Raw genomic sequence first — 20,726 nt, forward strand, 5'->3', positions numbered from 1 at the left:
ATGAGGATAGGAAGCAAGAGCTTTCCTATCCTTTTTCTTTTGAATAAAAATATTTTGAAACTCCGATACTTTAATTAAAAAGATCGGAGGAAAGATTATGAAATATATTGCGGCACTTACCGTTTTACTTGGAAGCTTTTTCTGCTTTCATACATTCATGTACGCCGATACCCCTATTCAAGTGGTGCAAAAAGAAGTGAAGTATATTGAAAATGATAATACTGTCTTGTATTCAAAATTATGGGTTCGTTCTATGCAAAATGCAGTATTATTTCATCATAGTGATAACATTCGTAATCAGGACACATTACGTAATGTAACAAGTTCATCGCTCGTTAAAGCGAAGCACTTACCATTTAAGAAAGCATCAATGTACATTCCAAGATTATCGCAATACGTATCAAAAGCAGGGAAAGAAAACATTCAAGTGTACTACATTGCGGTGCACTATAATGTGAAAAAAGAAAATGCATATCAGCTAAATGGCATGAACTATTTTCTGCAAGTATTTATGAAAGAGCGCGGGGAATGGAAAATTGCTGAAAGTGTAGTCGCACCAACAGAGCAAATTGTGCAAAATGGTGATGGGTTTGGGATGAAAGAAGAGATGGTGTATGGAGATAGGAGAGAGAATATAAAATAACCTCCTCTTAGTGAGGAGGTTATTTTATTTGAAATTCCAAGAGACCTTCAATCTCAATATTTTAGATAGAAGAAAATAGCTAATTACGCTTGTTCCGAACAAACCAACGTAAAAATTAAGCAAAGAATGGGTCCCTCCAATTATTAAACCGCCGCTAATTCCAATACAGAAAATAGCGCAGACCATAAATGTTTTTTGAAGCTTTGGATATAGTAAGAAACTACCATTCCGCTCATTGATTGAACGAACATATAAATATATACCGAGTGGTAATAAAATAATGACATGTGCAATAGGTCCAAGCAATGTTTTTACCGATGGAATCTTTGTAAAGTTTGGTCCGTTATGACGCACTCCATCTGAATCGGTATAATGACTTTGTGGATCATAATTAAAGTCAATATTGAAACCTTCTGCTGGATTAGAGATACGGATGTTTTCCATCACATCATGTATATGGCCATTGTTCTCATGAAAGTCAGTGTTTGAGTGAACAGCAAAGACTCCTGAGATAAGTGATGGAAGTAAAGCTGGGAAGATTAATATAGCTGCAGTGAGAAATCCTTGCGATATAATATTCCCTGTAATTGTACCTACACATAAGGCAAGTGTATAAATAGCGATTAATACAATTAACATGTATATAAAGTAACTAGGAAATGGGGAGAATACTTGATATTTATTATGAAAAGTCAACTTTTTCATAATAGCAAATAGTCCCCAGTTTAAAACGACAACAGTGGCGATATTACAGATTCCAAACAACCATTTTGTTATATAAAGGTGTGAACGTTTAAATGGCATAGACCATAACAAGTCACTAGAGTTATTTTGTCTTTCCCAGCCGATTAACGTACAGGCCAGAATGATAAGTGCACCACCTTGAAAGATGACAGGGTCCATAAGTGATAAACCAAAATTGTAATGATATACATATTCCCCTTCTTTTTGCATCTTCAGAAGGTGTTGTTGTTCAATCGATGCCAAATAGTATTTGTATGACAAATTGTAGAAGCTAACGAACCAAAACAGCCATACAACATATTTACTTTGTTGATACGTTCTTAGCCATAGTGCTTTTTGAAACATAGGATCTCTCCTTTAAAAAACTTTATAATTTGTTAGTCGTGATAATACAACATAAGTAATGATTCCAGCGAGAAACAAACCGATATAGTAGCTAAATACGAAACTAAATTGATTTATTTTATAGCCACCTAGTAATGCAAAGTAAATGGTTGTCCCCCATACCCATATTTTTAAATGTTTTTGGAAAATAAATATTTTTTGAGTGTTTTCATTTGGCGATTGTGTATATAAATATGCGCCAAGTAGTAAATTAACTATTGTATAAAAAATAGGGACTAACATCGATTTAGCTGAATAATAGTGATAAGATGCTGGATCTCTTAAAGCAGTTGAGTCCTTTTCTTTTTTACGTAATTCAGGATCATAATCGTAATAAATCGTGAAATTATATATTGGTGCAACTATATTTGTTTTTTGATTAATTTCGTAAAATTGTTCATATAACTTATAATTTTTAGTATCGGTAGCTTCTAAGTGATTTATCGTAAAAGTGTACACTAGTGGAATAAATGTAAGCCCCATTAGTAACCAAGGAATACAAAAAACAAGCTGCGAAACAACGCTTCCAGTAAAAGTACCGATGCATAGTGCAGCTGTATATACTGCAACATAAGAAACAATTGCATAAAGAAAGTATCGATGAAATGGACTAAATGATTGATAATCAAAATGAATAGTTGTTCTATAAATAACATACATAAGAATCCAATTTATAAGTAACGCGCTTACAATACAAAAGGAACCGAAAGCCCATTTAGATAAGAAGACATCTTTTCTTTTAAAAGGCATCGTCATAAGTAGTGTATTAGATTGGTTGCTACGTTCCCATCCTATCAATAAGCAGGCTAAAGCAATGATAAGAACAGTTAACCAAAAACTATTACCTTCCCCTGGCGAAAAGCCATAAAAATAATAATACTGTTTACCTTTTTCTTGTAACTCGTAATACTCAGCAAGTTGTCTCTGAGCACTTTTATAGTAGCCAAAAGATAACAAGTAAAGCGAACTAAAGAAGAAGAGTAACACAGCATATTTCCCGCGTTTCCAATTCCACATCCACAACGCCTTATGAAACATACTCATCCTCCTCAAGTGTCGTAACGAAGACATCTTCAAGCGACATTGTTAATTCTTCAATGAGAATTGGTTGCTCTTTATAAAACTTCTCAAGCGTTGTAGCAATATTTCCTTCGATTAAGATTGTATATACTTTTCCTGTTTGATTTAATATTTTAATATTGCTTAAGTTTTCTAGTTTTTGAGGTAATGAACGTTCGTAAGCTACTTGTATTTTTGCAAATCGTGATTTTGCATCGTCTAGTGATGTAATAGAAGCTATAGTATGGCCTTTTAATATAATGATTGTATCTGCAATTTGTTCAACTTCATCTAAATGATGAGTTGAGATGAAAATAGTAATCTCTTTTTCAGCAACTTCTCCAATGAGAAATTGGAGGATTTGTCTTTTAACGATAGGATCCAATCCGTTTGTCGGTTCATCTAAAATGATATATTCTGCTTTTGCAGCAACGGCTAAAATGATTGCAAGTAGTGCTTTCATTCCTTTTGAATAACTACGAATTCGCTTGTTTGGTAAATTGAACCGCTCTAATAATTCGTAGAAATACTGTTCATCAAATGCTGTATAAACAGCTTTATAAAACCTTACAATTTCTTTCACTGTATATCCGTTCAGTATGTTAGTAGAATCCGGAACATATACGATTTTTTGCTTCATTTCAGGATGCTTATGAATATCCGTATCCTCATATGTAACAGTTCCTGCATCAGGGTCTAAAATGCCGACCATCGTTCGTAATAAAGTTGTTTTCCCCGCACCGTTTCTTCCGAGTAATCCGACGATACTACCTTTTTGTAATGTGAAAGAAACATCGTCTAAAATCGTTTGATTATCAATTGTTTTCTTCAAGCTTGTCACTTTCAGCATCTGTATTTCCTCCAATCTCTTTGTAGTATGAATCTATCCAATCGTGAATTTTATCTTTCGTAATCCCGAGATAAGAGGCTTCTAATAGTAATTGATGAAACTGCTTTTCAACCATAGCGATTTTCCTTTCGTCTAATGTTGGGGTAATCGATTGGGATACAAATGTTCCTTTTCCTCGCAATGTTTCAATAATCCCTTGGCGTTCTAACTCTTGGTACGCTTTACTAACTGTATTTGGATTTATAACGAGTAAAGAAGCGAGTTCGCGCACAGAAGGAAGTTTATCACTTGGAGCTAACATGTTTTTTAATACGAGTTCTTTTATATTTTGAACAATTTGTTCCCATATCGGAGTGTTGCTTCTTGGATCAATTTGAATATGCAAGAGCAATGTCTCCTTCCTGATGAGTATTAAGTGTACTACTGTGTGTAATACACTTAATACAATATAAGTAATGAATTTATTTGTCAACTGAAAATGATAGAAAAATATGGTATTAAAAATGAATAAATTGGAAAAAATAGGTCTGATATAGAATGGAGGGTTAGTCATGAAGCGAGTTTTTGGAATACTTGTTTGTTTCATGTTATTTCTTTCTGGTACTTCAGTTAGTTTTGCACAATCTGAGAAAACGAAGCAGGAGAAAACAGAAGAAACCACGCCGAAGTTAGCGGAACAAGCGTCGTCAGCAATCGTAATTGAGCAAGATACAGGTAAAGTTTTATTTGATAAAAATCCGAATGAAAAGTTACCACCTGCCAGTATGACGAAGATTATGACAATGCTATTAATTATGGAACAAGTTGAAAAAGGAAAACTAAAACTGACCGATAAAGTTAGAGCAAGTGAACACGCAGCTTCAATGGGTGGATCACAAATCTTTTTAGAACCTGGGGAAGAGATGACCGTAAATGAAATGCTAAAGGGCATTGCCATTGCATCTGGAAATGATGCATCTGTTGCAGTAGCTGAGCATATCGCTGGTTCAGAAGAAGGATTCGTAAGTATGATGAACAAAAAAGCGAAAGATTTAGGACTGAAAAATACACATTTTCAAAACCCAACAGGTCTCCCGGCCAAAGATCATTATTCTACAGCAAATGATATGGCTATAATGGCGAGAGAATTGATGAAGTATCCACTTATTCGCAAATACACAGGTAAATATGAAGACTATTTACGTGAAGATACGGATAAGAAGTTTTGGCTTGTTAATACGAATAAGTTAGTACGTTTTTATCCTGGAGTAGATGGTGTGAAAACGGGCTTTACGACAGAAGCGAAATATTGTTTAACTGCATCAGCTGAAAAGAATGGAATGCGTGTTATTTCAGTTGTTATGGGAGCACCTACATCAAAAGAGCGGAACAATCAAGTGACGAAGCTTCTTGATTATGCGTTTGGACAATATATGACAAAGAAATTGTATACACGTGGTGAAAAAATTAAGACTGTACAAGTAGGAAAAGGGAAAAAAGAAAAAGTAGATTTAGTTGCGTCAGACAACGTATCTCTTCTTATGAAGAAGGGCGAAAATATGGACAAAGTAAAACAAGAAGTAATCGCTGAAAAGAAAGTGAAGGCACCGATTAAAAAAGGTGACGCGCTTGGAACACTTGTTATTAAAAAAGATAAAGATGTTTTATTAAAACAAACTATTGTAGCGAAAGAAGATGTTGCTGCAGCGAGTTGGTGGGAGTTATTTAAAAGAAGTTTTGGGATGTTTTCAACATCAAAATAGCGGCAAAAATTTTGCCGCTTTTCTGTTCGTATGTACCGTAATAATTGCTGAACGGTTTCACATTATGACGAAATAGTTCTTCTTTTGTCAGTAGGAAGGATTCTTATTTTATATCACGAAAATCTTATGTTAATGAGTAAAGTTTGAGCATAAGGAGGAAATCGTGTGAGTCTTTCCATGCATTTAGAAGTAAAACGTGACGTCTTATGTGTGAGGCTGGAGGGTGAATTAGATCATCATACTGCTGAAGAGTTGCGAACGAAAGTAACAGATATGATTGAGACACATGGTGTTCATCATATTGTTTTGAGCCTGGAGAACTTATCATTTATGGATAGTTCTGGTTTAGGTGTTATATTAGGCCGATATAAACATGTAAAGGGATTAGGTGGAGAGATGGTTGTTTGTGCAATTTCACCGCCTGTTAAACGTTTATTTGAAATGTCAGGCCTATTCAAAATTGTTCGTTTAGAAGAAAGTGAAGCGCACGCGCTCGCGACGTTGGGGGTGGCATAAATGAGAAATGAAATGAACCTTCAATTTTCAGCGTTAAGTCAGAATGAATCATTCGCTCGTGTTACAGTAGCTGCTTTTATTGCACAATTAGACCCGACGATGGAAGAATTAACAGAGATTAAAACAGTTGTGTCAGAAGCGGTTACAAATGCAATTATTCATGGGTATGAAGGAAATGCAGAAGGTGTTGTTTATATTTCAGTGATTTTGGAAGAAGCAATGGTGAAACTCACGATTCGAGATGAAGGGATTGGTATCTTTAACTTAGATGAAGCAAGACAACCCCTTTTTACAACTAAACCTGAATTAGAGCGTTCCGGAATGGGATTTACTATCATGGAAAATTTTATGGATGAAGTAGAAGTTATTTCAAACGAATCTTTCGGGACAACAATCCATTTGACAAAGTACTTATCAAATAGTAACGCTCTATGCAATTAAGGAGAATAGCCAATGGACATAGAGGTCAGAAAAGAGAAGAAGAAACCTCAGTTAAAGGACCACGAGCTAAAAGCGTTAATTCAAAAAAGTCAAGATGGAGATCAACAAGCGAGAGATACAATCGTTCAAAGTAATATGCGTCTCGTATGGTCGGTTGTGCAGCGGTTTCTTAATCGAGGATACGAACCAGACGATTTATTTCAAATTGGATGTATTGGGCTCTTAAAATCGGTAGATAAATTTGATTTATCTTTCGACGTGAAATTTTCAACATATGCAGTTCCAATGATTATTGGTGAAATACAACGATTTTTACGTGACGATGGATCAGTGAAAGTAAGCAGATCCTTAAAAGAAACAGGAAACAAAATTCGAAAGATGAGAGACGAGCTTTCGAAAGAGTTCGGAAGGGCTCCAACGATTAATGAAGTAGCGGAGGCTCTGGAACTAACACCAGAAGAAGTTGTTCTGGCACAAGAAGCGAGTCGTGCTCCTTCATCAATACATGAAACTGTGTATGAAAATGATGGAGATCCAATTACTATTTTAGATCAAATTGCAGATCAATCGGAAACGAAATGGTTTGATAAAATTGCTTTAAAAGAAGCAATTAGAGAATTGGATGAACGAGAACGTCTAATTGTGTATTTGCGCTACTATAAAGACCAAACCCAATCAGAAGTAGCGGAGCGCATAGGCATTTCGCAAGTACAAGTTTCCAGACTGGAAAAGAAAATATTGAAACAGATGAAAGATCGAATAGATGAATAGCTATCTATTCGATTTTTTTTGTTGTCATGAAAAGGGAAAGATTCCAACTATTGTTAAAAATTCACAGAATTTATTGGTAATTTAGTTAATTTAAAATATAATCCAAGTATGAACTTGTCACAAAGGGGGAAGGAAACATGGAAACGAGGCAACAATGGGGAACGAGGGCTGGATTTATTTTCGCAGCGATCGGCTCTGCCGTTGGATTAGGAAACATATGGCGTTTTCCTTATACAGCGTATGAAAACGGAGGAGGCGCATTCTTTTTACCGTACTTATTCGCATTATTAACAACTGGTATTTCATTATTAGCATTCGAGTTTGCTCTTGGGCATCGTCATCGTGGTTCGGCACCACTTACATTCTTCCGTATTCATCCACGTGCTGAATTTATTGGATGGTGGCAAATGTGTGTAACATTTATCGTTTCAACATATTATGCAGTAATTATTGCTTGGTCTATTTCGTATACATACTTTGCGATTACTGGAGCATGGGGGAAAGACACGGAATCATTTTTATTTAAAGAATATTTACATGTTGCAGATAAGCCAGGGCAGTTTGGAGGGCTTGTACCAGAAGTATTAATTCCATTAGCGCTCGTTTGGATTATTGTACTTGGTGTTGCATTTAAAGGCGTTAAGAAAGGAATCGAAGTTGTTAACCGCATTTTTATTCCGTTATTAGTTGTTATGTTTCTTATTATCGTTGTTCGTGCAGTGACAATGGAAGGTGCGATGCAAGGATAGATGCATTCTTTAAACCAGATTGGAGTCGTATTTTTGATGGGAAAGTATGGCTTGCTGCTTATGGACAAATTTTCTTTAGTTTATCTTTAGCATTCGGAATTATGATTACGTACTCTAGTTATTTACCGAAAAACTCAGATACAACAAATAATGCTTTTATTACTGGATTTGCAAATTCAGGATTTGAATTATTAGCAGGTATTGGGGTCTTTGCAGCGCTTGGATTTATGGCGAATAACATGGGGGTACCGGTTGATAAAGTAGCTAGTGCTGGTGTGGGACTTGCGTTCGTAGTATTCCCGCAAATTATTAATGAACTACCGATGTCACCGTTATTTGGAGTATTATTTTTCTTATCTTTAACCGTTGCTGGAATTACATCACTCATTTCACTTGCGGAAGTATGCTTTGCTGCTGTATCTGAAAAATTCAGCTTAAGTCGTCCAAAGACGATTGGAATTATGGGAACACTTCTCGTGTTAGTTTCTCTTGTTTTTGCAACGCGTGGTGGACTTATGTTCTTAGACGTTGTTGATTATTTCGCTAACAATTTTGGGTTGATTACAATTGCACTAGCTGAAGTAGTTGCAATAGGTCTTATATTGCGCCGTTTACCAGTTTATCAAAATCACGCAAACTTTGTATCTGATATAAAGTTAGGGACGTTTTGGAGAGTGAGTTTACTCGTTATTACCCCGCTTATGTTAGGGTATATGTTAATTGATGGCACAATCCAAAATATTAAAAAGAACTACGGAGATTATCCAACCGAGTTTGTTGTAACGTATGGTTGGTCAATTGCAGCAGCATTTCTTATAGTTGCACTAGTCATTAGTCTGAAGAAATGGAATGCACAAATACATTCAGACTCTGCCCAGCTTGAAAAAGAATGGAAGGATCGAGGTGTTTCATGATGAGCGGATCAGCGATTATGATGATGGTTATAGGTATGGTAGTCATTTGGGGAGGGCTCGCATTAAGCATTGCAAATTTAGTTAAGAAAAAGGCTTAGCAGAAAAACATCTGTACCAAAACGGTACAGATGTTTTTTTATGAAAAAATTGTATTAGAAAAAATTCCAATAACCATACTACAACTACGAGGAAGAGTGAAGGGGTGAATGAAAATTGGAACAAACGATTTATATTAAAATGCGCAATCGATTAAAAGTGTCTCCTACGTATGAAGTAAAACTGAGCGATGTTGCTCAACTTGCTGGAGATTCTTTGGTAGTTGAGTCGTTACAAAATGAGATAATTTACAAAATAACAGCGCATGATAAAACACATGTTGTAATTGATGTTATGAAAGTGATTGAGATTGTTCAACAAAAAGCGGCTCACTTACAAATTAATTTACTTGGTTCTGGACAAACTCTTGTTGAAATTATATATGAAAAAAAGAAAGTGCATCCGGTTTTCTTCGGACTTGTATGGTTGTTACTCTTCATTGGAGCAGCACTTGCAATTATTTATTTTCATGAAGATGTAAGTATGCAACAAGTACACCAACGGTTATATTACATGATTACTGGAGAATTTAAGGCGCAACCACTTTTATTTCAAATTCCTTATTCATTAGGTCTTGGGTTAGGTATGGTTTTATTTTTTAATCATGTATTTCAAAAGCGAATTAATGAAGAGCCTAGTCCGTTAGAAGTTGAGATGTTTCAATATCAACAGTCGCTTGATCAATATGTAATTGTTCATGAAAACAAGGATAATATGAAACAGCTTACCGATGATTGAGTCTGGATTCGTGATTTTAATTGGTTTAGCTGGAGGGATTGCAGTAGGTAGCGGATATGTTGCGTTTTTAGCTGTACTTGGTATAATCCCTCGTTTAGCTCAATTAACGAGAAGTGGAAAGCATATTCAATATTTTGAGTGGGCAGTCATTACAGGTACTTTAACAGGGGCTTGGTGTAGTTTGAAGAATATTACATTTCAAACGTCGCAATATTGGCTCGTAATATTAGGGTTATTTTGTGGCACATTCATTGGAATGCTAGCTGCGGCGTTAACGGAAGTGTTAAACGTTTTACCTATTTTAGCGAAACGGGTAGGGGTAGAGGGGAAAATTATTATTTTACTCGTTGCTCTTGTACTTGGAAAAGTAATAGGCTCATTGTTTCACTGGATTTATTTCGTAAAGTAGGAGGCAATATATATATGGCAGGGCGAAAACTGAAAGATGATTACATAAATAAAGTGAAAGAGTACCATCCGAAACCGAACTATTTAATAAATTGTGTGAAGGCATTTCTTGTTGGGGGATTCATTTGTACCGTCGGAGAAGTATTGATGAAATTTTATATACATTACTTTCACTTTAGTGAGCAAGAGGCAGGAAACCCTACAGTTGCAACTCTCGTTTTACTATCAGCGATTTTAACAGGATGTGGTGTTTATGATAAAATCGGACAGTTTTCTGGAGCGGGATCAGCAGTACCAGTTACTGGATTTGCGAATTCTATGGCAAGTGCTGCGCTAGAACATAGGAGTGAAGGGATTGTTCTAGGAATCGCTACAAATATGTTTAAGCTCGCAGGAAGCGTCATTGTGTTTGGAGTGGTCGGTGCATACATTATCGGATTAATAAGATATACATTTCAAATTTTAATGTCTTAAAGGAGGGATAGGTATGAGATTGACAGGAAAACAAACGTGGGTATTTCAAAATGATATCTTCGTGAATGCAACTGGTACCGCTGTCGGTCCGAAAGAAGCTGAAGGCCCTCTTGGAAAGGATTTTGATATTTCATATTCAGACTTACATTGTGGAGAGGAAAACTGGGAACTTGCTGAACGAAGGTTAATGTCAGACTCGATTCAACAAGCGTTGCAAAAAGGAAATATAAAACCATCACAAATTGATTTCTTTTTAGCAGGTGATTTATTAAACCAAACAGTGACAGCAAATTATGTTGCTCGAGATTGTGGTATTCCTTTTTTAGGGATGTTCAGTGCTTGTGCGACGTCAATGGAAACTTTGGCGGTTGGATCAGCATTTATAGATGGTGGATTTGCGAATCGTGTCTTAGCGACAGTAAGTAGTCATAATGCGACGGCTGAAAGACAATTTCGTAATCCAACAGAGTACGGGGGACAAAAGCCTGGGACAGCAAACTCGACTGTTACCGGAGCAGGGTCCATATTAATTAGCAATGAAGAAAGTGCAATTAAAATAACAGCAGCAACAATCGGAAAAGTACAAGATTTAGGAATTGCTAATCCTCTAGATATGGGATCGGCAATGGCGCCAGCTGCTGCTCATACAATTCAACAGCATTTTGAAGATTTAAGAAGAAGTGCCGCTGATTATGACCTTATTGTTACTGGTGATTTATCAGCTGTGGGGACACCAATTGCGAAACAACTTTTACTTGAGGAAGGGTATGATCTTGGGCATATATACAACGATTGTGGATTAATGATTTACAATTCAAATCAAGAAGAAGTGTTTGCAGGTGGTAGTGGTTGTGCTTGTTCAGCTGTTGTAACATACGGTCATTTATTGCGTGAAATGCAAACAGGGAACTTACAACGAATTTTTGTCGTTGCAACTGGAGCTTTATTAAGCCCGATGATGATGCAGCAGAAGGAAACGATTCCAACGATTGCGCATGGTGTTGTGTTTGAAAGAGTTAAAGGGGAGTGAATTGTGGATTTTATATATGCATTTCTTGTAGGAGGAGCTATTTGTGTCATTGGACAAGTGTTGCTAGATTTTGCAAAATTAACACCGGCACATTTAATGGCAACTTTTGTAGTCGCCGGAGCTATTTTAGACGGATTCGGATTGTATGATAAGCTTATAAAATTTGCAGGTGCTGGGGCAACGGTCCCTATTACAAGTTTTGGACATTCACTATTGCACGGGGCAATGCATGCGGCAGAAAAACATGGATATTTAGGGATTGGAATCGGTATGTTTAGCTTAACGTCAGCGGGGATTTCAGCGGCGATATTATTTTCATTTTTTGTTGCACTTATATGTAAACCGAAAGGATAAATTAAATGAGACGAAGGGTTGTTTTGGTCACAGATGGAGATGAATATGCAAAGCGGACAATTGAGCTTTTAACAAAGGAATTTGGGGGAAGGTGTATTTCAGCATCGCAAAGTAATCCGACCAAATTGACAGGGAAGAAAGTTGTTGAGCTTATTATGCAAACGCCATATGACCCTGTATTTGTCATGTTTGATGACAGCGGATTTATAGGAGAAGGATCAGGTGAAAAAGCGTTAAAGTACGTGGCAACGCATAAACAAATTGATGTACTTGGCATTTTAGCGGTAGCGTCGAATACACATCATTGGGAATGGGCCCGTGTAGATGTAAGTGTAGATCGGAATGGGAATTTAACAGAATACGGTGTTGATAAGTTTGGACTTCCAGATGGTGAAATTGGCAGGATTAGTGGGGATACAATTTATTGTTTAGATGGTCTGAATGTTCCTGTTATCGTGGGAGTCGGTGATATTGGCAAGATGTGTGGAAATGATGAATGGGAGAGAGGGTCACCTATTACTAGAAAAGCAATTCAATTAATTTTGGAAAGGAGTGGGTTTTATGACGAAGCCTAAAAAAGTGAATATCCCGATCTCATCTTTTTTAAGTGATAATGAAAATTACTTAAAGCAAACGGTTGGACTAGGTGTTACATATGATGTTGGTATTCGTAAATTTCAAATTTTAAATAAAGAAATTGGTGTGTTATTTGTAAATGGACTTTGTGATACAAATTATATTATCCCTATTTTAGAAGAAGCAGTGGATACAAATGAAATAAGGGATGTAGAAGAAGATACAGTAAAGCTTTTAGAAAATCGTTTAATTCATCAACAAGTAAGTAAAGTAAAAACGATGGATGATGTAATGCTCCAAGTATTATCAGGACTTATTGTTATATTTGTAGAAGGTGAAACGGAAGCGTTCGCAATAGATGTTCGTAGTTACCCGGGGCGGACACCGACAGAACCAGATACAGAAAAGGTAGTACGTGGTGCAAGGGATGGCTTTGTTGAAAATATCGTTGTAAATACAGCGTTAATTCGTAGAAGGATACGCGATCCACGTCTTCGAAATGAAATGATTCGAGTAGGGGATAGATCGCAAACGGATATTTGTATTACATATGTACAAGATGTTGCAAATCCGGATTTAGTGAAGATTATTAAACAAGAATTAAATAGCATTGAAGTAGATGGGATTACGATGGCGGATAAAACGGTAGAAGAATTTGTTGTAAAGCAAAGTTATAATCCATTCCCGCTTATTCGATATACAGAAAGGCCCGATGTAGCAGCAAATCATCTATTAGAAGGGCATGTGCTAGTGCTCGTTGATACGTCACCGAGTGCGATGATTACGCCAACAACATATTTTCACCATCTACAACATGCTGAAGAATTTAGACAAAATCCAGCTGTAGGTACATTTTTACGTTGGGTACGTTTTCTAGGTGTTATATTCTCCTTATTCTTATTGCCATTTTGGCTAGTGTTTGTATTTGATCCAACGCTTTTACCGGAGAAACTCGCTTTCATTGGACCAAATAAGATGACACATTTACCTATTTTATTACAAGTTTTGATGGCTGAAATTGGACTTGAATTTTTAAGGATGGCTGCTATTCATACACCGACACCATTGTCGTCAGCAGCAGGTTTGATTTCAGCTATATTAATTGGTCAAATTGCAATTGATGTAGGTTTATTTGTACCAGAAGTTATTTTGTATGTAGCGGTTTCTATGATTGGATCATTTGCAACGCCGAGTTATGAACTTGGACTTGGAAATAAGGTAGGAAAATTATTTGTCATTATTTTAACCGGCATCTTTCATGAGATGGGATTTGTAATCGGAATGACGATGTTGATTTTATTTTTAGCGTCCATAAAAAGTTTACAAACACCGTATTTATGGCCGTTTTTACCGTTTGATTGGGGTGCGTTAACGAAAATTTTACTCCGCCCAACTATGTCGAGTTTAAAAGTGCGTCCTAGTATTGTACGACCTCAAAATGTAAGAAGACAAAAATAAACGGGATTATGCTCCCGTTTATTTTTTTATTGAAAATTTATTTTTTTTTAACAAAAACCAAACATTTTTTGTGTACACTTAGAGTAGATATTGTGTATGAGAGGGGAAGAGGACATGATTAAATTATTTGTAAGTGATTTAGATGACACGCTCGTTTACAATGTGAATGATATGCAAAAAGAAGATGAACGTGCACTTTGTTGGCTGGCTGAAAAAGGGACAAATATTTGTTTTGCCTCTGGCCGCTTTACTCACCGAATTGATGAAGTCGTAAAAAGGTTTTCATTCCCGTATTACACAACTGGTTTAAATGGGGCGACAATGTTACTGCCAAACGGAAAAATATTTCATGAATCAAATTTTGAAGATAGAGTTGCCCAGGAAATATATCGATATATACATAACAAGGGACTAGCAGATATTGTTTGTGCAAATGAGCAGCGATATACAAAAAGAAAGAATGAAAATCATCATACTTTTGAAGAGTATATGGGGGTACATATCGCTGAAATCGAAGCGTTAGAAGAGGAATTTGGGAAAACTGTACATCCTGCAAAATTATTTGTTTTTGGAGAAGAAGAAAAAATTGTAGCATTAGATCAAGAGTTGCGAGATACATTTCATAGCGAAGCGGAAGTTTTTATATCGGGTAAGCGCTATGTTGACATTATGCCAAGAGGTGTAAGTAAAGGGAGCGCTCTGAAGCGATTAATGGAACATCTGCAAATTGAAGCAAATGAAGTTGCATGTATTGGAGATTCTTTCAATGATATTTCTATGTTTGAAGTAACCCCGCACTCCTTCACCCTCCATCATGCTCATCCGTATGTGAAGGAGAAAGCAAATCATGTTGTTCGTTCGGTTGAAGAAGCTGTTATGAGATTACCGTTACTTGTATAAAAAAGAAGCTCGTCACTGGCGAGCTTCTTTTTACTTGAATAGAGATTTAACGAAATCAATGATACTAGAGAAGAAATCTTTTACTTTATCTAGGAAACTTTGCCCTTCTTCAGATCCTAAGAAGGCAGATACATGGTCTTTTGCTTTATTTAATTGGCTACCAACTTGGTTCCAATCAATATTAAGATTTTTCATTTTATCAAATAACGCTACTAAGTTATCTAACTGTTCATCTGTTAATGTAATGCCGAGTTGATCAGCGATCTTTTTAATTAATGAACGTAAATCTTCAGTTGTTTTTGGCTGTTCTTTTGCAATTTCTTCTTTAACTTTTGCAACGAGTTGAACTGCTTTTTCTTCACCGATTTTATCACCAAGTTTTGCTGTTTGTACCATTTCTTCATTAGCTATTTTTTTAACATCTTCTGGAATTTCTTTGTTCGATGTTGTTTCATAGGCTTTCATTAAACCTGTTAAAGCAGCAGTTCCTGAAACTTTAAAAGGTGCAGTAATTTGAATCTCTGCATCTTTCACACCCGCTGTAATAAGTGCATTTGTGTACATAGCATCTGTTATCGAATTAATATTTTTTGAGCGTACAATAAGGCCAGATCCTGGCTTTGTGTATGTAATCATAGAAGAGGAAATTGCTCTCGTACCAATTTGTGCTTTTGGAACAATTCCTTCTAGAAATTTATGTTCTTCCGCATTAGACACAGTAATAATTGTAGCATCTTTTGGCGCTTTCATTTCTTTTAACAGATCTTGTTTTTGTTGTTCAGATAAGTTTTCTCCTAGTGTGACAATTGATTCTCCCTCAATGATGTCTGCAAATGAAGCTGTTGGCATCATAAATACCGTTACAGCTAATAGCAGAGCTAGTAATTTCGTTTTCACGAAAGATCGCTCCCTTTCTCTTTCTAAAATTTTCGGGCAACACAGTTATTATAGTATATATTTCTTATTTGTCACCTAGCTTTTTCCACATTTCAAAAAAGAAGTATGTAGATTGTCGGATTCTTTTTGTTTCTAGTCATGGATGTGGTAATATAGTGCTGAGATAGTTGAAAGGAGACATATACGTATGAAAACTTTAGGATACATATTAATGGAAAATGGTGAAAAAATCGAATTAGAATTTTTCCCAGAAGAGGCACCAAAAACAGTAGAAAACTTTAAAAAATTAGCAGAGCAAGGATTTTATGATGGTGTGACATTCCACCGCGTTATTCCTGGCTTCGTAAGCCAAGGTGGAGACCCAACAGGAACAGGAGCAGGTGGTCCAGGTTACTCTATTCCATGTGAAACTGATGGAAATCCTCATAGACATCTTGTTGGCTCACTTTCTATGGCACATGCTGGCCGTAACACAGGCGGTAGCCAATTCTTTGTTGTTCATGAGCCACAACCGCATTTAGATGGCGTACACACTGTATTCGGTAAAGCAACAAGCGGTATTGAAACAGTATTAAGCATGCGTCAAGGCGATGTAATGAAAGAAGTTAAAGTTTGGGAAGAATAAGTTACGAGAAAAAGAGAGCAATTGTGCTCTCTTTTTTTATTTCGTATAAACAGTAATTGGTATATATTTCGAAATATATGATGCAAATAGGACGGCTACTAACGTTAAAATATATTGTTCAGGAGAACACAATTTTAACAAAATACATAGAATGGAGTACCGATTATATGCTGCAATAAATGGATTTCTCTCAACATATTGTTTTTAATAGAACTATTTCGTTCAAATAAAATGTGATGAGCAGGGGGATTCTCCTTTTAGTTTCTATACAGTATTGTCTCTTTTCTGAGCGGTATAATAGAAAAAAATAGCGTGGAAACATATATTTGACTTTCTTCTTAACGCTTTGTATGATTATCAAGTTGTTTCAGCCTCTTCTCACTCTGTTAAAAATATTGTAGAATGAATGTGATATGAAAAGAGTGACTGAGGGGATAAATAGTTTGTAACTTTTGTAAGAAGGGATAAGGGTTATGTTAATTCGTTTTAAAAAAGTTATGAAAAAATTGCAATGGGGCTTCTTTCATTTATGCCAACTGAAAAAGATGTGAAAACATTACAATTGACAATGAAAGAGTATGAGGCGAAAGAGGATTGGCAATTGTATTTGTGGAAACAAAATGAAGATTTTGTTGGGATAATGGGGATTATAAAAAAAGAAGATCAGGTATTGGAAATTCAGCATTTGAGCGTGAATCCGTCTCACCGTCATATGGGTATTGGGACGAAGATGGTTCAAGAGCTTAAGAGTAAATTTCTTGAGTTTACAATTTGCGGAAATGAGCAAACAGCAAGTTTTTGCAAAAAGTGTAAAGAGCTTGAACAAAATATACATTCATGAAAGCAGGGATAAGTAGTTTATTATCTCTGCTTTCTTTTTTGTAGTTGTTCGTGTCGTTCAGAAATGACTTCTGTTCGATCACGCAATGTGTGCTTATTTATGATGTATTCACCAGGAATGACGTTCGCATCTTTCCAAGAGAGGTTTTGTTTCTTACATAACTGTATGCATTGTTTTTCTAACGATACGTCTAATAATGGTAAAAGTAACGGGGCGAAATTTTCCTTTTTGTGGATAGATTGTAATCTTTCATTTAATAAGAATGTAAGTTGTTTATGATCTATTCCGAATTGATGTAATTGCGCGCTGTTCTTTTCTAAAATTGTTATTGCGCTTTTTATCATCTTCTCTGCACCATTCCAATTGTATCGTCTATGATGGTATAAGGAAACAGCAATTTGAATGAGACCGACTAAGTAATTGTCACGTTCTCCTCTAGGCTTTAATTTCCAATACTCTTCAAGTATTTCATGACATTCAAAATAATCATAGTCTCCGTGAAAATGAATTAAAAATTGTATGTACTCGGTAGGATACATTTTTTTCGCTCCTGTCTAACGGTTATATGTACAGTGTATCATAGAAATATTAACAATAAGCGACTAGGGAAATATCCCTAGTCGCTTTATTGCTTCATATTAGCAGAAGCAAGCTGCTCCTACAATGATTAGTAAAATGAACAGTACAACAAGTAATGCGAATCCACCGCTAAAACCGCAATCAACGTGACCCATAGTTTTTTGACCTCCTACATTGTTCTTACTACATTGTTATCATATGAAGCGGTGGGCATTATGACATGGGCATAGGTCTATTTTTAATTAAATTTCTTAAAAAGGTTGGATAGAACATGAGTATGCTCTATACTTATGTTGTTATAGAAAAAATGTGGTGGGATGCTTTGTGCAGTATAATTTTAAAGTAGAGGCTTTTGAAGGGCCTTTAGATCTATTGTTACACTTAATACATCGTTACGAAATTGATATATATAATATTCCTGTAGCGGAAATTACAGAGCAATATCTATCTTATGTCCATACGATGAAAGAACTACAATTAGATGTTGCCAGTGAGTATTTAGTAATGGCTGCAACGTTATTACAAATTAAAAGTAAAATGTTGCTACCGAAACAAGAAGAAGATGTACCTGATAACGGTGATGACTTTATAGACGACCCTCGTCAAGAATTGATGGAGAGGTTAATTGAATATAAGAAATATAAGCAAGTTGCTACTGAGTTAAAAGAAAGAGAACAAGAAAGAGCACAGCTATATACACGTCCGCCAATTGATTTTACATCATTTCAACAAGAAGAGGAGACGAGCTTACCTCTTGATGTTACGTTATATGATATGTTAGCGGCATTTCAAAAGCTAATGCGCCGTAAAAAAGCAAAGACCCCCGTAACGACGCGAATTACTCGTCAAGAAATACCAATTGCACAGCGAATGACTGATATACTACAGCAGTTAGAAGTAAAAGGCGGTCGTCAAAGCTTTTATGATTTGTTTGCTGATGAAGAACGTGAAATAATGGTTGTAACATTTTTAGCGGTTCTTGAACTGATGAAAAATCAACAAATCATAATCGAGCAAGAACATAATTTTGATGAAATTTTCGTATCAAGCTCTAATAAATCCGTATAGAGCCAGCATGTGAAGGTGGGGTAGAAATATTTTATCTCATGTTAGGTTTTAATGTATCGTTTGGAACGAGAGAAGAAATATTGAACCGAACGCATTTACTGTGATTCGGTTTTTTTATGTGTATTTTTATAGGGAAATAGGAGGAAGGAGTTCGTAAAATGGATAGAAGAGAACAAAAAGCGATTATTGAAGGGCTTTTATTTGTTGCGGGTGACGAAGGTATTTATCCAGAACAAATAGCGAAAGTTCTTGAAATTGAAGTGGAAGAAGTAATAAACAGTATAGAGGAAATGCAGAAGGAATGTGAAGGATCGCATCGCGGTTTGCAAATTGTGCAATATGCAAAAGTATATCGTTTTGCAACAAAGAAAGAGCATGCTTCGTACTATCAAAAATTAATAGATACGCCAACAGCGGCTTCACTTTCTCAAGCAGCTCTTGAAACGTTGGCAATTGTTGCGTACCGTCAACCGATTACAAGGACAGAAATGGAAGAGATTCGAGGAGTGAAAACAGACAAGGCATTACAAACGTTAGTTTCGCACTTGCTTATAAAAGAAACGGGAAGAGCGGAAGGCCCAGGGCGTCCTATCTTATACGGAACTACGAAAGAGTTTTTGGACACGTTTGGATTAAAAACGTTAGATGATTTACCAGCCCTTTCTGAAGAAAATGAACAAATGAATGAAGCAGATTTATTCTTCGGTTCTTTACAGGAATTATCAAAATAAAAGCTTAGCATTTTGCTAAGCTTTTTTTGTATATCAATTACAGAGCGTGCCATACTAAATGAAAAAAGGAGACGAGTTATGAGAGGTGTACGGAATATTCTATTGTTGGTTTCTGTTTTATTATGTTTTTCGTTAAACAGCGCATCGGCTAAAAGATATATGATGTCTATTCATACTGCGTCTTCTATACATATGCAGCGGCAACATTTTGGTAAAATGAAAGTGAGTTTTTTAAAAGTTGGACAAGGTGATGCGACACTTATTACATTGCCAAATGGTCAAACGATGTTAATAGATGGGGGTCCTTATGAAGCGGGAGAGGTCATTATTCAAAAACTAATTGAAAAAAGAATTAATCATTTAGATGTAATTGTAAGTACTCATCCTGATATGGACCATATAGGAGGACTTATTCCAATTGTAGAGCAAATGCCAGTTTCCCTCGTATTAGATAGCGGAAAAACATATAGTTCATTTACTTATCATACGTATCGAAATAACATTAAAAAAAGGGGCATTCCTTTCATTCCAGTGAAGGAAGGACAATACATACCGCTAGATCCACATGTTTCTATACAAGTATTGAACAATGGAAAATCGAAAGATGAGAATAACGAGTCTTCAATTGTGTTAAAGATTCGATATGGTAAAGCGGACTTTTTATTAATGGGTGATGCTGATGTACGGACGGAAAATGAAATATTAGAGCAATTTGATGTACATGCAGATGTATTAAAGGTGGGGCATCATGGCTCATATACTTCAACGAGTGAAACGTTCTTGAAAAAAGTAGATCCACAATTCGCTATTCTTTCGTACGGGAGTAGAAATCCGTATGGGCATCCACACCAAAGTGTAGTGAAACGATTAAAACAGCACGGTATAATGCTATATGGAACAAACAAACGAACAGTAGAAATAGAAACAGATGGTGAACATATTGCAATGTGGTCGAGCGGCTTGATGCCATTACTTAAGTAACTAATTATATAAGAGGTTATTTTCCCTTTTTGGAAAAAAATGAATAACATATATTATAATTGAGAGAGAAACAATTAATTTCCTTTTTTGCTGAACAAAGAGGAAATTTCATTAGAATGTATAGACAACTACTCGTGTGTATATTAAGATGGAATTA

25 protein-coding genes and 2 pseudogenes are annotated in these 20,726 nt (G+C 35.9%); 20 read left to right on the forward strand and 7 right to left on the reverse strand.

Features of this window, described 5'->3' with window-relative positions:
• Window positions 1–97 precede the first annotated feature (97 nt).
• On the forward strand, window positions 98–643 hold the full coding sequence (locus tag CDB3_RS03750; RefSeq protein WP_128853514.1) for a hypothetical protein: 546 nt from the start codon (window positions 98–100) through the stop codon (window positions 641–643).
• A gap of 24 nt (window positions 644–667) precedes the next feature.
• On the opposite strand, the gene CDB3_RS03755 is transcribed toward CDB3_RS03750, so the two are convergent.
• The 4 genes from CDB3_RS03755 to CDB3_RS03770 are packed head-to-tail and all read right to left on the reverse strand — an operon-like array spanning window position 668 to window position 4,065.
• On the reverse strand, window positions 668–1,732 hold the full coding sequence (locus CDB3_RS03755) for an ABC-2 transporter permease (protein WP_128853515.1): 1,065 nt from the start codon (window positions 1,730–1,732) through the stop codon (window positions 668–670).
• Between the two features lie 12 nt (window positions 1,733–1,744).
• Window positions 1,745–2,809, reverse strand: coding sequence for an ABC transporter permease (locus CDB3_RS03760; protein WP_128853516.1), 1,065 nt, complete (start codon window positions 2,807–2,809; stop codon window positions 1,745–1,747).
• Window positions 2,799–3,680 carry an ABC transporter ATP-binding protein gene (locus tag CDB3_RS03765; protein WP_128853517.1) on the reverse strand — a complete coding sequence of 294 codons (882 nt, stop codon included), beginning with the start codon at window positions 3,678–3,680 and terminating at the stop codon, window positions 2,799–2,801. Before CDB3_RS03765 ends, CDB3_RS03760 begins: the two co-directional genes overlap by 11 nt.
• Window positions 3,646–4,065: a GntR family transcriptional regulator gene (locus CDB3_RS03770; protein ID WP_128853518.1), complete on the reverse strand. Its 420-nt coding sequence runs from the start codon at window positions 4,063–4,065 to the stop codon at window positions 3,646–3,648. Before CDB3_RS03770 ends, CDB3_RS03765 begins: the two co-directional genes overlap by 35 nt.
• Window positions 4,066–4,231: 166 nt before the next feature.
• Between CDB3_RS03770 and dacF the strand changes: the two genes are divergently transcribed.
• The 14 genes and pseudogenes from dacF to CDB3_RS03845 all read left to right on the forward strand — a co-directional run bounded on the left by dacF (window position 4,232) and on the right by CDB3_RS03845 (window position 14,847).
• Window positions 4,232–5,422, forward strand: coding sequence for a serine-type D-Ala-D-Ala carboxypeptidase DacF (gene dacF / locus CDB3_RS03780; RefSeq protein ID WP_128853519.1), 1,191 nt, complete (start codon window positions 4,232–4,234; stop codon window positions 5,420–5,422).
• Between the two features lie 165 nt (window positions 5,423–5,587).
• The gene (spoIIAA, locus tag CDB3_RS03785; RefSeq protein WP_000059128.1) at window positions 5,588–5,938 is read left to right on the forward strand and encodes an anti-sigma F factor antagonist; all 351 of its coding nucleotides are present in this window, start codon (window positions 5,588–5,590) and stop codon (window positions 5,936–5,938) included.
• Window positions 5,939–6,379, forward strand: a complete 441-nt coding sequence (gene spoIIAB / locus CDB3_RS03790; protein ID WP_001243400.1) for an anti-sigma F factor — start codon at window positions 5,939–5,941, stop codon at window positions 6,377–6,379.
• Window positions 6,380–6,391: 12 nt separating this feature from the next.
• Window positions 6,392–7,150 carry an RNA polymerase sporulation sigma factor SigF gene (gene sigF / locus CDB3_RS03795; RefSeq protein ID WP_071746962.1) on the forward strand — a complete coding sequence of 253 codons (759 nt, stop codon included), beginning with the start codon at window positions 6,392–6,394 and terminating at the stop codon, window positions 7,148–7,150.
• A gap of 137 nt (window positions 7,151–7,287) precedes the next feature.
• Window positions 7,288–8,813 (forward strand): annotated as a pseudogene (locus CDB3_RS03800) (sodium-dependent transporter).
• Complete coding sequence (locus CDB3_RS03805) at window positions 8,813–8,911, forward strand: methionine/alanine import family NSS transporter small subunit (RefSeq protein WP_128853578.1); 99 nt, start codon at window positions 8,813–8,815, stop codon at window positions 8,909–8,911. The pseudogene CDB3_RS03800 and the gene CDB3_RS03805 overlap by 1 nt, the downstream one beginning before the upstream one ends.
• A gap of 115 nt (window positions 8,912–9,026) precedes the next feature.
• Window positions 9,027–9,647 carry a stage V sporulation protein SpoVAA gene (spoVAA, locus tag CDB3_RS03810; protein WP_128853520.1) on the forward strand — a complete coding sequence of 207 codons (621 nt, stop codon included), beginning with the start codon at window positions 9,027–9,029 and terminating at the stop codon, window positions 9,645–9,647.
• Window positions 9,640–10,056, forward strand: coding sequence for a stage V sporulation protein SpoVAB (gene spoVAB / locus CDB3_RS03815; RefSeq protein WP_097830809.1), 417 nt, complete (start codon window positions 9,640–9,642; stop codon window positions 10,054–10,056). The genes spoVAA and spoVAB overlap by 8 nt, the downstream gene beginning before the upstream one ends.
• 14 nt (window positions 10,057–10,070) lie before the next feature.
• On the forward strand, window positions 10,071–10,529 hold the full coding sequence (gene spoVAC / locus CDB3_RS03820; protein ID WP_000918878.1) for a stage V sporulation protein AC: 459 nt from the start codon (window positions 10,071–10,073) through the stop codon (window positions 10,527–10,529).
• 13 nt (window positions 10,530–10,542) lie between these two features.
• Window positions 10,543–11,559, forward strand: a complete 1,017-nt coding sequence (gene spoVAD, locus CDB3_RS03825) for a stage V sporulation protein AD (RefSeq protein ID WP_128853521.1) — start codon at window positions 10,543–10,545, stop codon at window positions 11,557–11,559.
• A gap of 3 nt (window positions 11,560–11,562) precedes the next feature.
• The gene (gene spoVAE / locus CDB3_RS03830) at window positions 11,563–11,913 is read left to right on the forward strand and encodes a stage V sporulation protein AE (RefSeq protein ID WP_002014916.1); all 351 of its coding nucleotides are present in this window, start codon (window positions 11,563–11,565) and stop codon (window positions 11,911–11,913) included.
• Between the two features lie 5 nt (window positions 11,914–11,918).
• Complete coding sequence (gene spoVAEA, locus CDB3_RS03835; RefSeq protein WP_088097629.1) at window positions 11,919–12,488, forward strand: stage V sporulation protein SpoVABEA; 570 nt, start codon at window positions 11,919–11,921, stop codon at window positions 12,486–12,488.
• Window positions 12,475–13,947, forward strand: coding sequence for a spore germination protein SpoVAF (gene spoVAF, locus CDB3_RS03840; RefSeq protein ID WP_128853522.1), 1,473 nt, complete (start codon window positions 12,475–12,477; stop codon window positions 13,945–13,947). Before spoVAEA ends, spoVAF begins: the two co-directional genes overlap by 14 nt.
• Before the next feature lie 96 nt (window positions 13,948–14,043).
• Window positions 14,044–14,847 carry an HAD family hydrolase gene (locus CDB3_RS03845; RefSeq protein ID WP_128853523.1) on the forward strand — a complete coding sequence of 268 codons (804 nt, stop codon included), beginning with the start codon at window positions 14,044–14,046 and terminating at the stop codon, window positions 14,845–14,847.
• A gap of 30 nt (window positions 14,848–14,877) precedes the next feature.
• Here CDB3_RS03845 and CDB3_RS03850 read toward each other — a convergent pair whose 3' ends face one another.
• A complete protein-coding gene (locus tag CDB3_RS03850; protein ID WP_128853524.1) occupies window positions 14,878–15,744 on the reverse strand; it encodes a DUF1002 domain-containing protein in 867 nt (288 codons plus the stop codon).
• Window positions 15,745–15,931: 187 nt separating this feature from the next.
• Here CDB3_RS03850 and CDB3_RS03855 point away from each other — a divergent pair, with 187 nt between their 5' ends.
• On the forward strand, window positions 15,932–16,369 hold the full coding sequence (locus tag CDB3_RS03855) for a peptidylprolyl isomerase (protein WP_128853525.1): 438 nt from the start codon (window positions 15,932–15,934) through the stop codon (window positions 16,367–16,369).
• 473 nt (window positions 16,370–16,842) lie between these two features.
• Window positions 16,843–17,210 (forward strand): annotated as a pseudogene (ribT, locus tag CDB3_RS03860) (GNAT family N-acetyltransferase RibT).
• A 20-nt stretch (window positions 17,211–17,230) separates the two neighbouring features.
• Here ribT and CDB3_RS03865 read toward each other — a convergent pair.
• Entirely contained in the window at window positions 17,231–17,749 is a 519-nt protein-coding gene (locus CDB3_RS03865) for a DUF309 domain-containing protein (RefSeq protein WP_128853527.1), read from the reverse strand.
• 99 nt (window positions 17,750–17,848) lie between these two features.
• A complete protein-coding gene (locus tag CDB3_RS03870) occupies window positions 17,849–17,944 on the reverse strand; it encodes a YjcZ family sporulation protein (protein WP_000510194.1) in 96 nt (31 codons plus the stop codon).
• A 169-nt stretch (window positions 17,945–18,113) separates the two neighbouring features.
• On the opposite strand from CDB3_RS03870, the gene scpA reads away from it, so the two are divergent.
• The 3 genes from scpA to CDB3_RS03890 all read left to right on the forward strand — a co-directional run bounded on the left by scpA (window position 18,114) and on the right by CDB3_RS03890 (window position 20,569).
• Window positions 18,114–18,857: a segregation/condensation protein A gene (gene scpA, locus CDB3_RS03875; protein ID WP_128853528.1), complete on the forward strand. Its 744-nt coding sequence runs from the start codon at window positions 18,114–18,116 to the stop codon at window positions 18,855–18,857.
• 158 nt (window positions 18,858–19,015) lie between these two features.
• Window positions 19,016–19,588 carry an SMC-Scp complex subunit ScpB gene (scpB, locus tag CDB3_RS03885; RefSeq protein WP_097830815.1) on the forward strand — a complete coding sequence of 191 codons (573 nt, stop codon included), beginning with the start codon at window positions 19,016–19,018 and terminating at the stop codon, window positions 19,586–19,588.
• A gap of 78 nt (window positions 19,589–19,666) precedes the next feature.
• Window positions 19,667–20,569, forward strand: a complete 903-nt coding sequence (locus CDB3_RS03890) for a ComEC/Rec2 family competence protein (protein WP_097830816.1) — start codon at window positions 19,667–19,669, stop codon at window positions 20,567–20,569.
• The last annotated feature ends 157 nt before the right edge of the window (window positions 20,570–20,726 follow it).

This window comes from Bacillus sp. CDB3, assembly GCF_002081505.1.
Lineage (GTDB): Bacteria > Bacillota > Bacilli > Bacillales > Bacillaceae_G > Bacillus_A > Bacillus_A cereus_AT.

Bases quoted from the DNA above. Each gene is read 5' to 3' on its own strand.
- spoVAB (WP_097830809.1), top strand. From the start codon at position 9,640: ATGATTGAGTCTGGATTCGTGATTTTAATTGGTTTAGCTGGAGGGATT.
- CDB3_RS03845 (WP_128853523.1), top strand. From the start codon at position 14,044: ATGAGAGGGGAAGAGGACATGATTAAATTATTTGTAAGTGATTTAGAT.
- CDB3_RS03890 (WP_097830816.1), top strand. From the start codon at position 19,667: ATGAGAGGTGTACGGAATATTCTATTGTTGGTTTCTGTTTTATTATGT.
- CDB3_RS03760 (WP_128853516.1), bottom strand. From the start codon at position 2,809: ATGTTTCATAAGGCGTTGTGGATGTGGAATTGGAAACGCGGGAAATAT.
- CDB3_RS03765 (WP_128853517.1), bottom strand. From the start codon at position 3,680: ATGCTGAAAGTGACAAGCTTGAAGAAAACAATTGATAATCAAACGATT.
- CDB3_RS03755 (WP_128853515.1), bottom strand. From the start codon at position 1,732: ATGTTTCAAAAAGCACTATGGCTAAGAACGTATCAACAAAGTAAATAT.
- spoIIAB (WP_001243400.1), top strand. From the start codon at position 5,939: ATGAGAAATGAAATGAACCTTCAATTTTCAGCGTTAAGTCAGAATGAA.
- spoVAD (WP_128853521.1), top strand. From the start codon at position 10,543: ATGAGATTGACAGGAAAACAAACGTGGGTATTTCAAAATGATATCTTC.
- CDB3_RS03805 (WP_128853578.1), top strand. From the start codon at position 8,813: ATGAGCGGATCAGCGATTATGATGATGGTTATAGGTATGGTAGTCATT.
- CDB3_RS03865 (WP_128853527.1), bottom strand. From the start codon at position 17,749: ATGTATCCTACCGAGTACATACAATTTTTAATTCATTTTCACGGAGAC.
- spoVAEA (WP_088097629.1), top strand. From the start codon at position 11,919: ATGAGACGAAGGGTTGTTTTGGTCACAGATGGAGATGAATATGCAAAG.
- CDB3_RS03750 (WP_128853514.1), top strand. From the start codon at position 98: ATGAAATATATTGCGGCACTTACCGTTTTACTTGGAAGCTTTTTCTGC.
- spoVAF (WP_128853522.1), top strand. From the start codon at position 12,475: ATGACGAAGCCTAAAAAAGTGAATATCCCGATCTCATCTTTTTTAAGT.
- dacF (WP_128853519.1), top strand. From the start codon at position 4,232: ATGAAGCGAGTTTTTGGAATACTTGTTTGTTTCATGTTATTTCTTTCT.
- sigF (WP_071746962.1), top strand. From the start codon at position 6,392: ATGGACATAGAGGTCAGAAAAGAGAAGAAGAAACCTCAGTTAAAGGAC.
- CDB3_RS03855 (WP_128853525.1), top strand. From the start codon at position 15,932: ATGAAAACTTTAGGATACATATTAATGGAAAATGGTGAAAAAATCGAA.
- CDB3_RS03870 (WP_000510194.1), bottom strand. From the start codon at position 17,944: ATGGGTCACGTTGATTGCGGTTTTAGCGGTGGATTCGCATTACTTGTT.
- spoVAC (WP_000918878.1), top strand. From the start codon at position 10,071: ATGGCAGGGCGAAAACTGAAAGATGATTACATAAATAAAGTGAAAGAG.
- scpB (WP_097830815.1), top strand. From the start codon at position 19,016: ATGGATAGAAGAGAACAAAAAGCGATTATTGAAGGGCTTTTATTTGTT.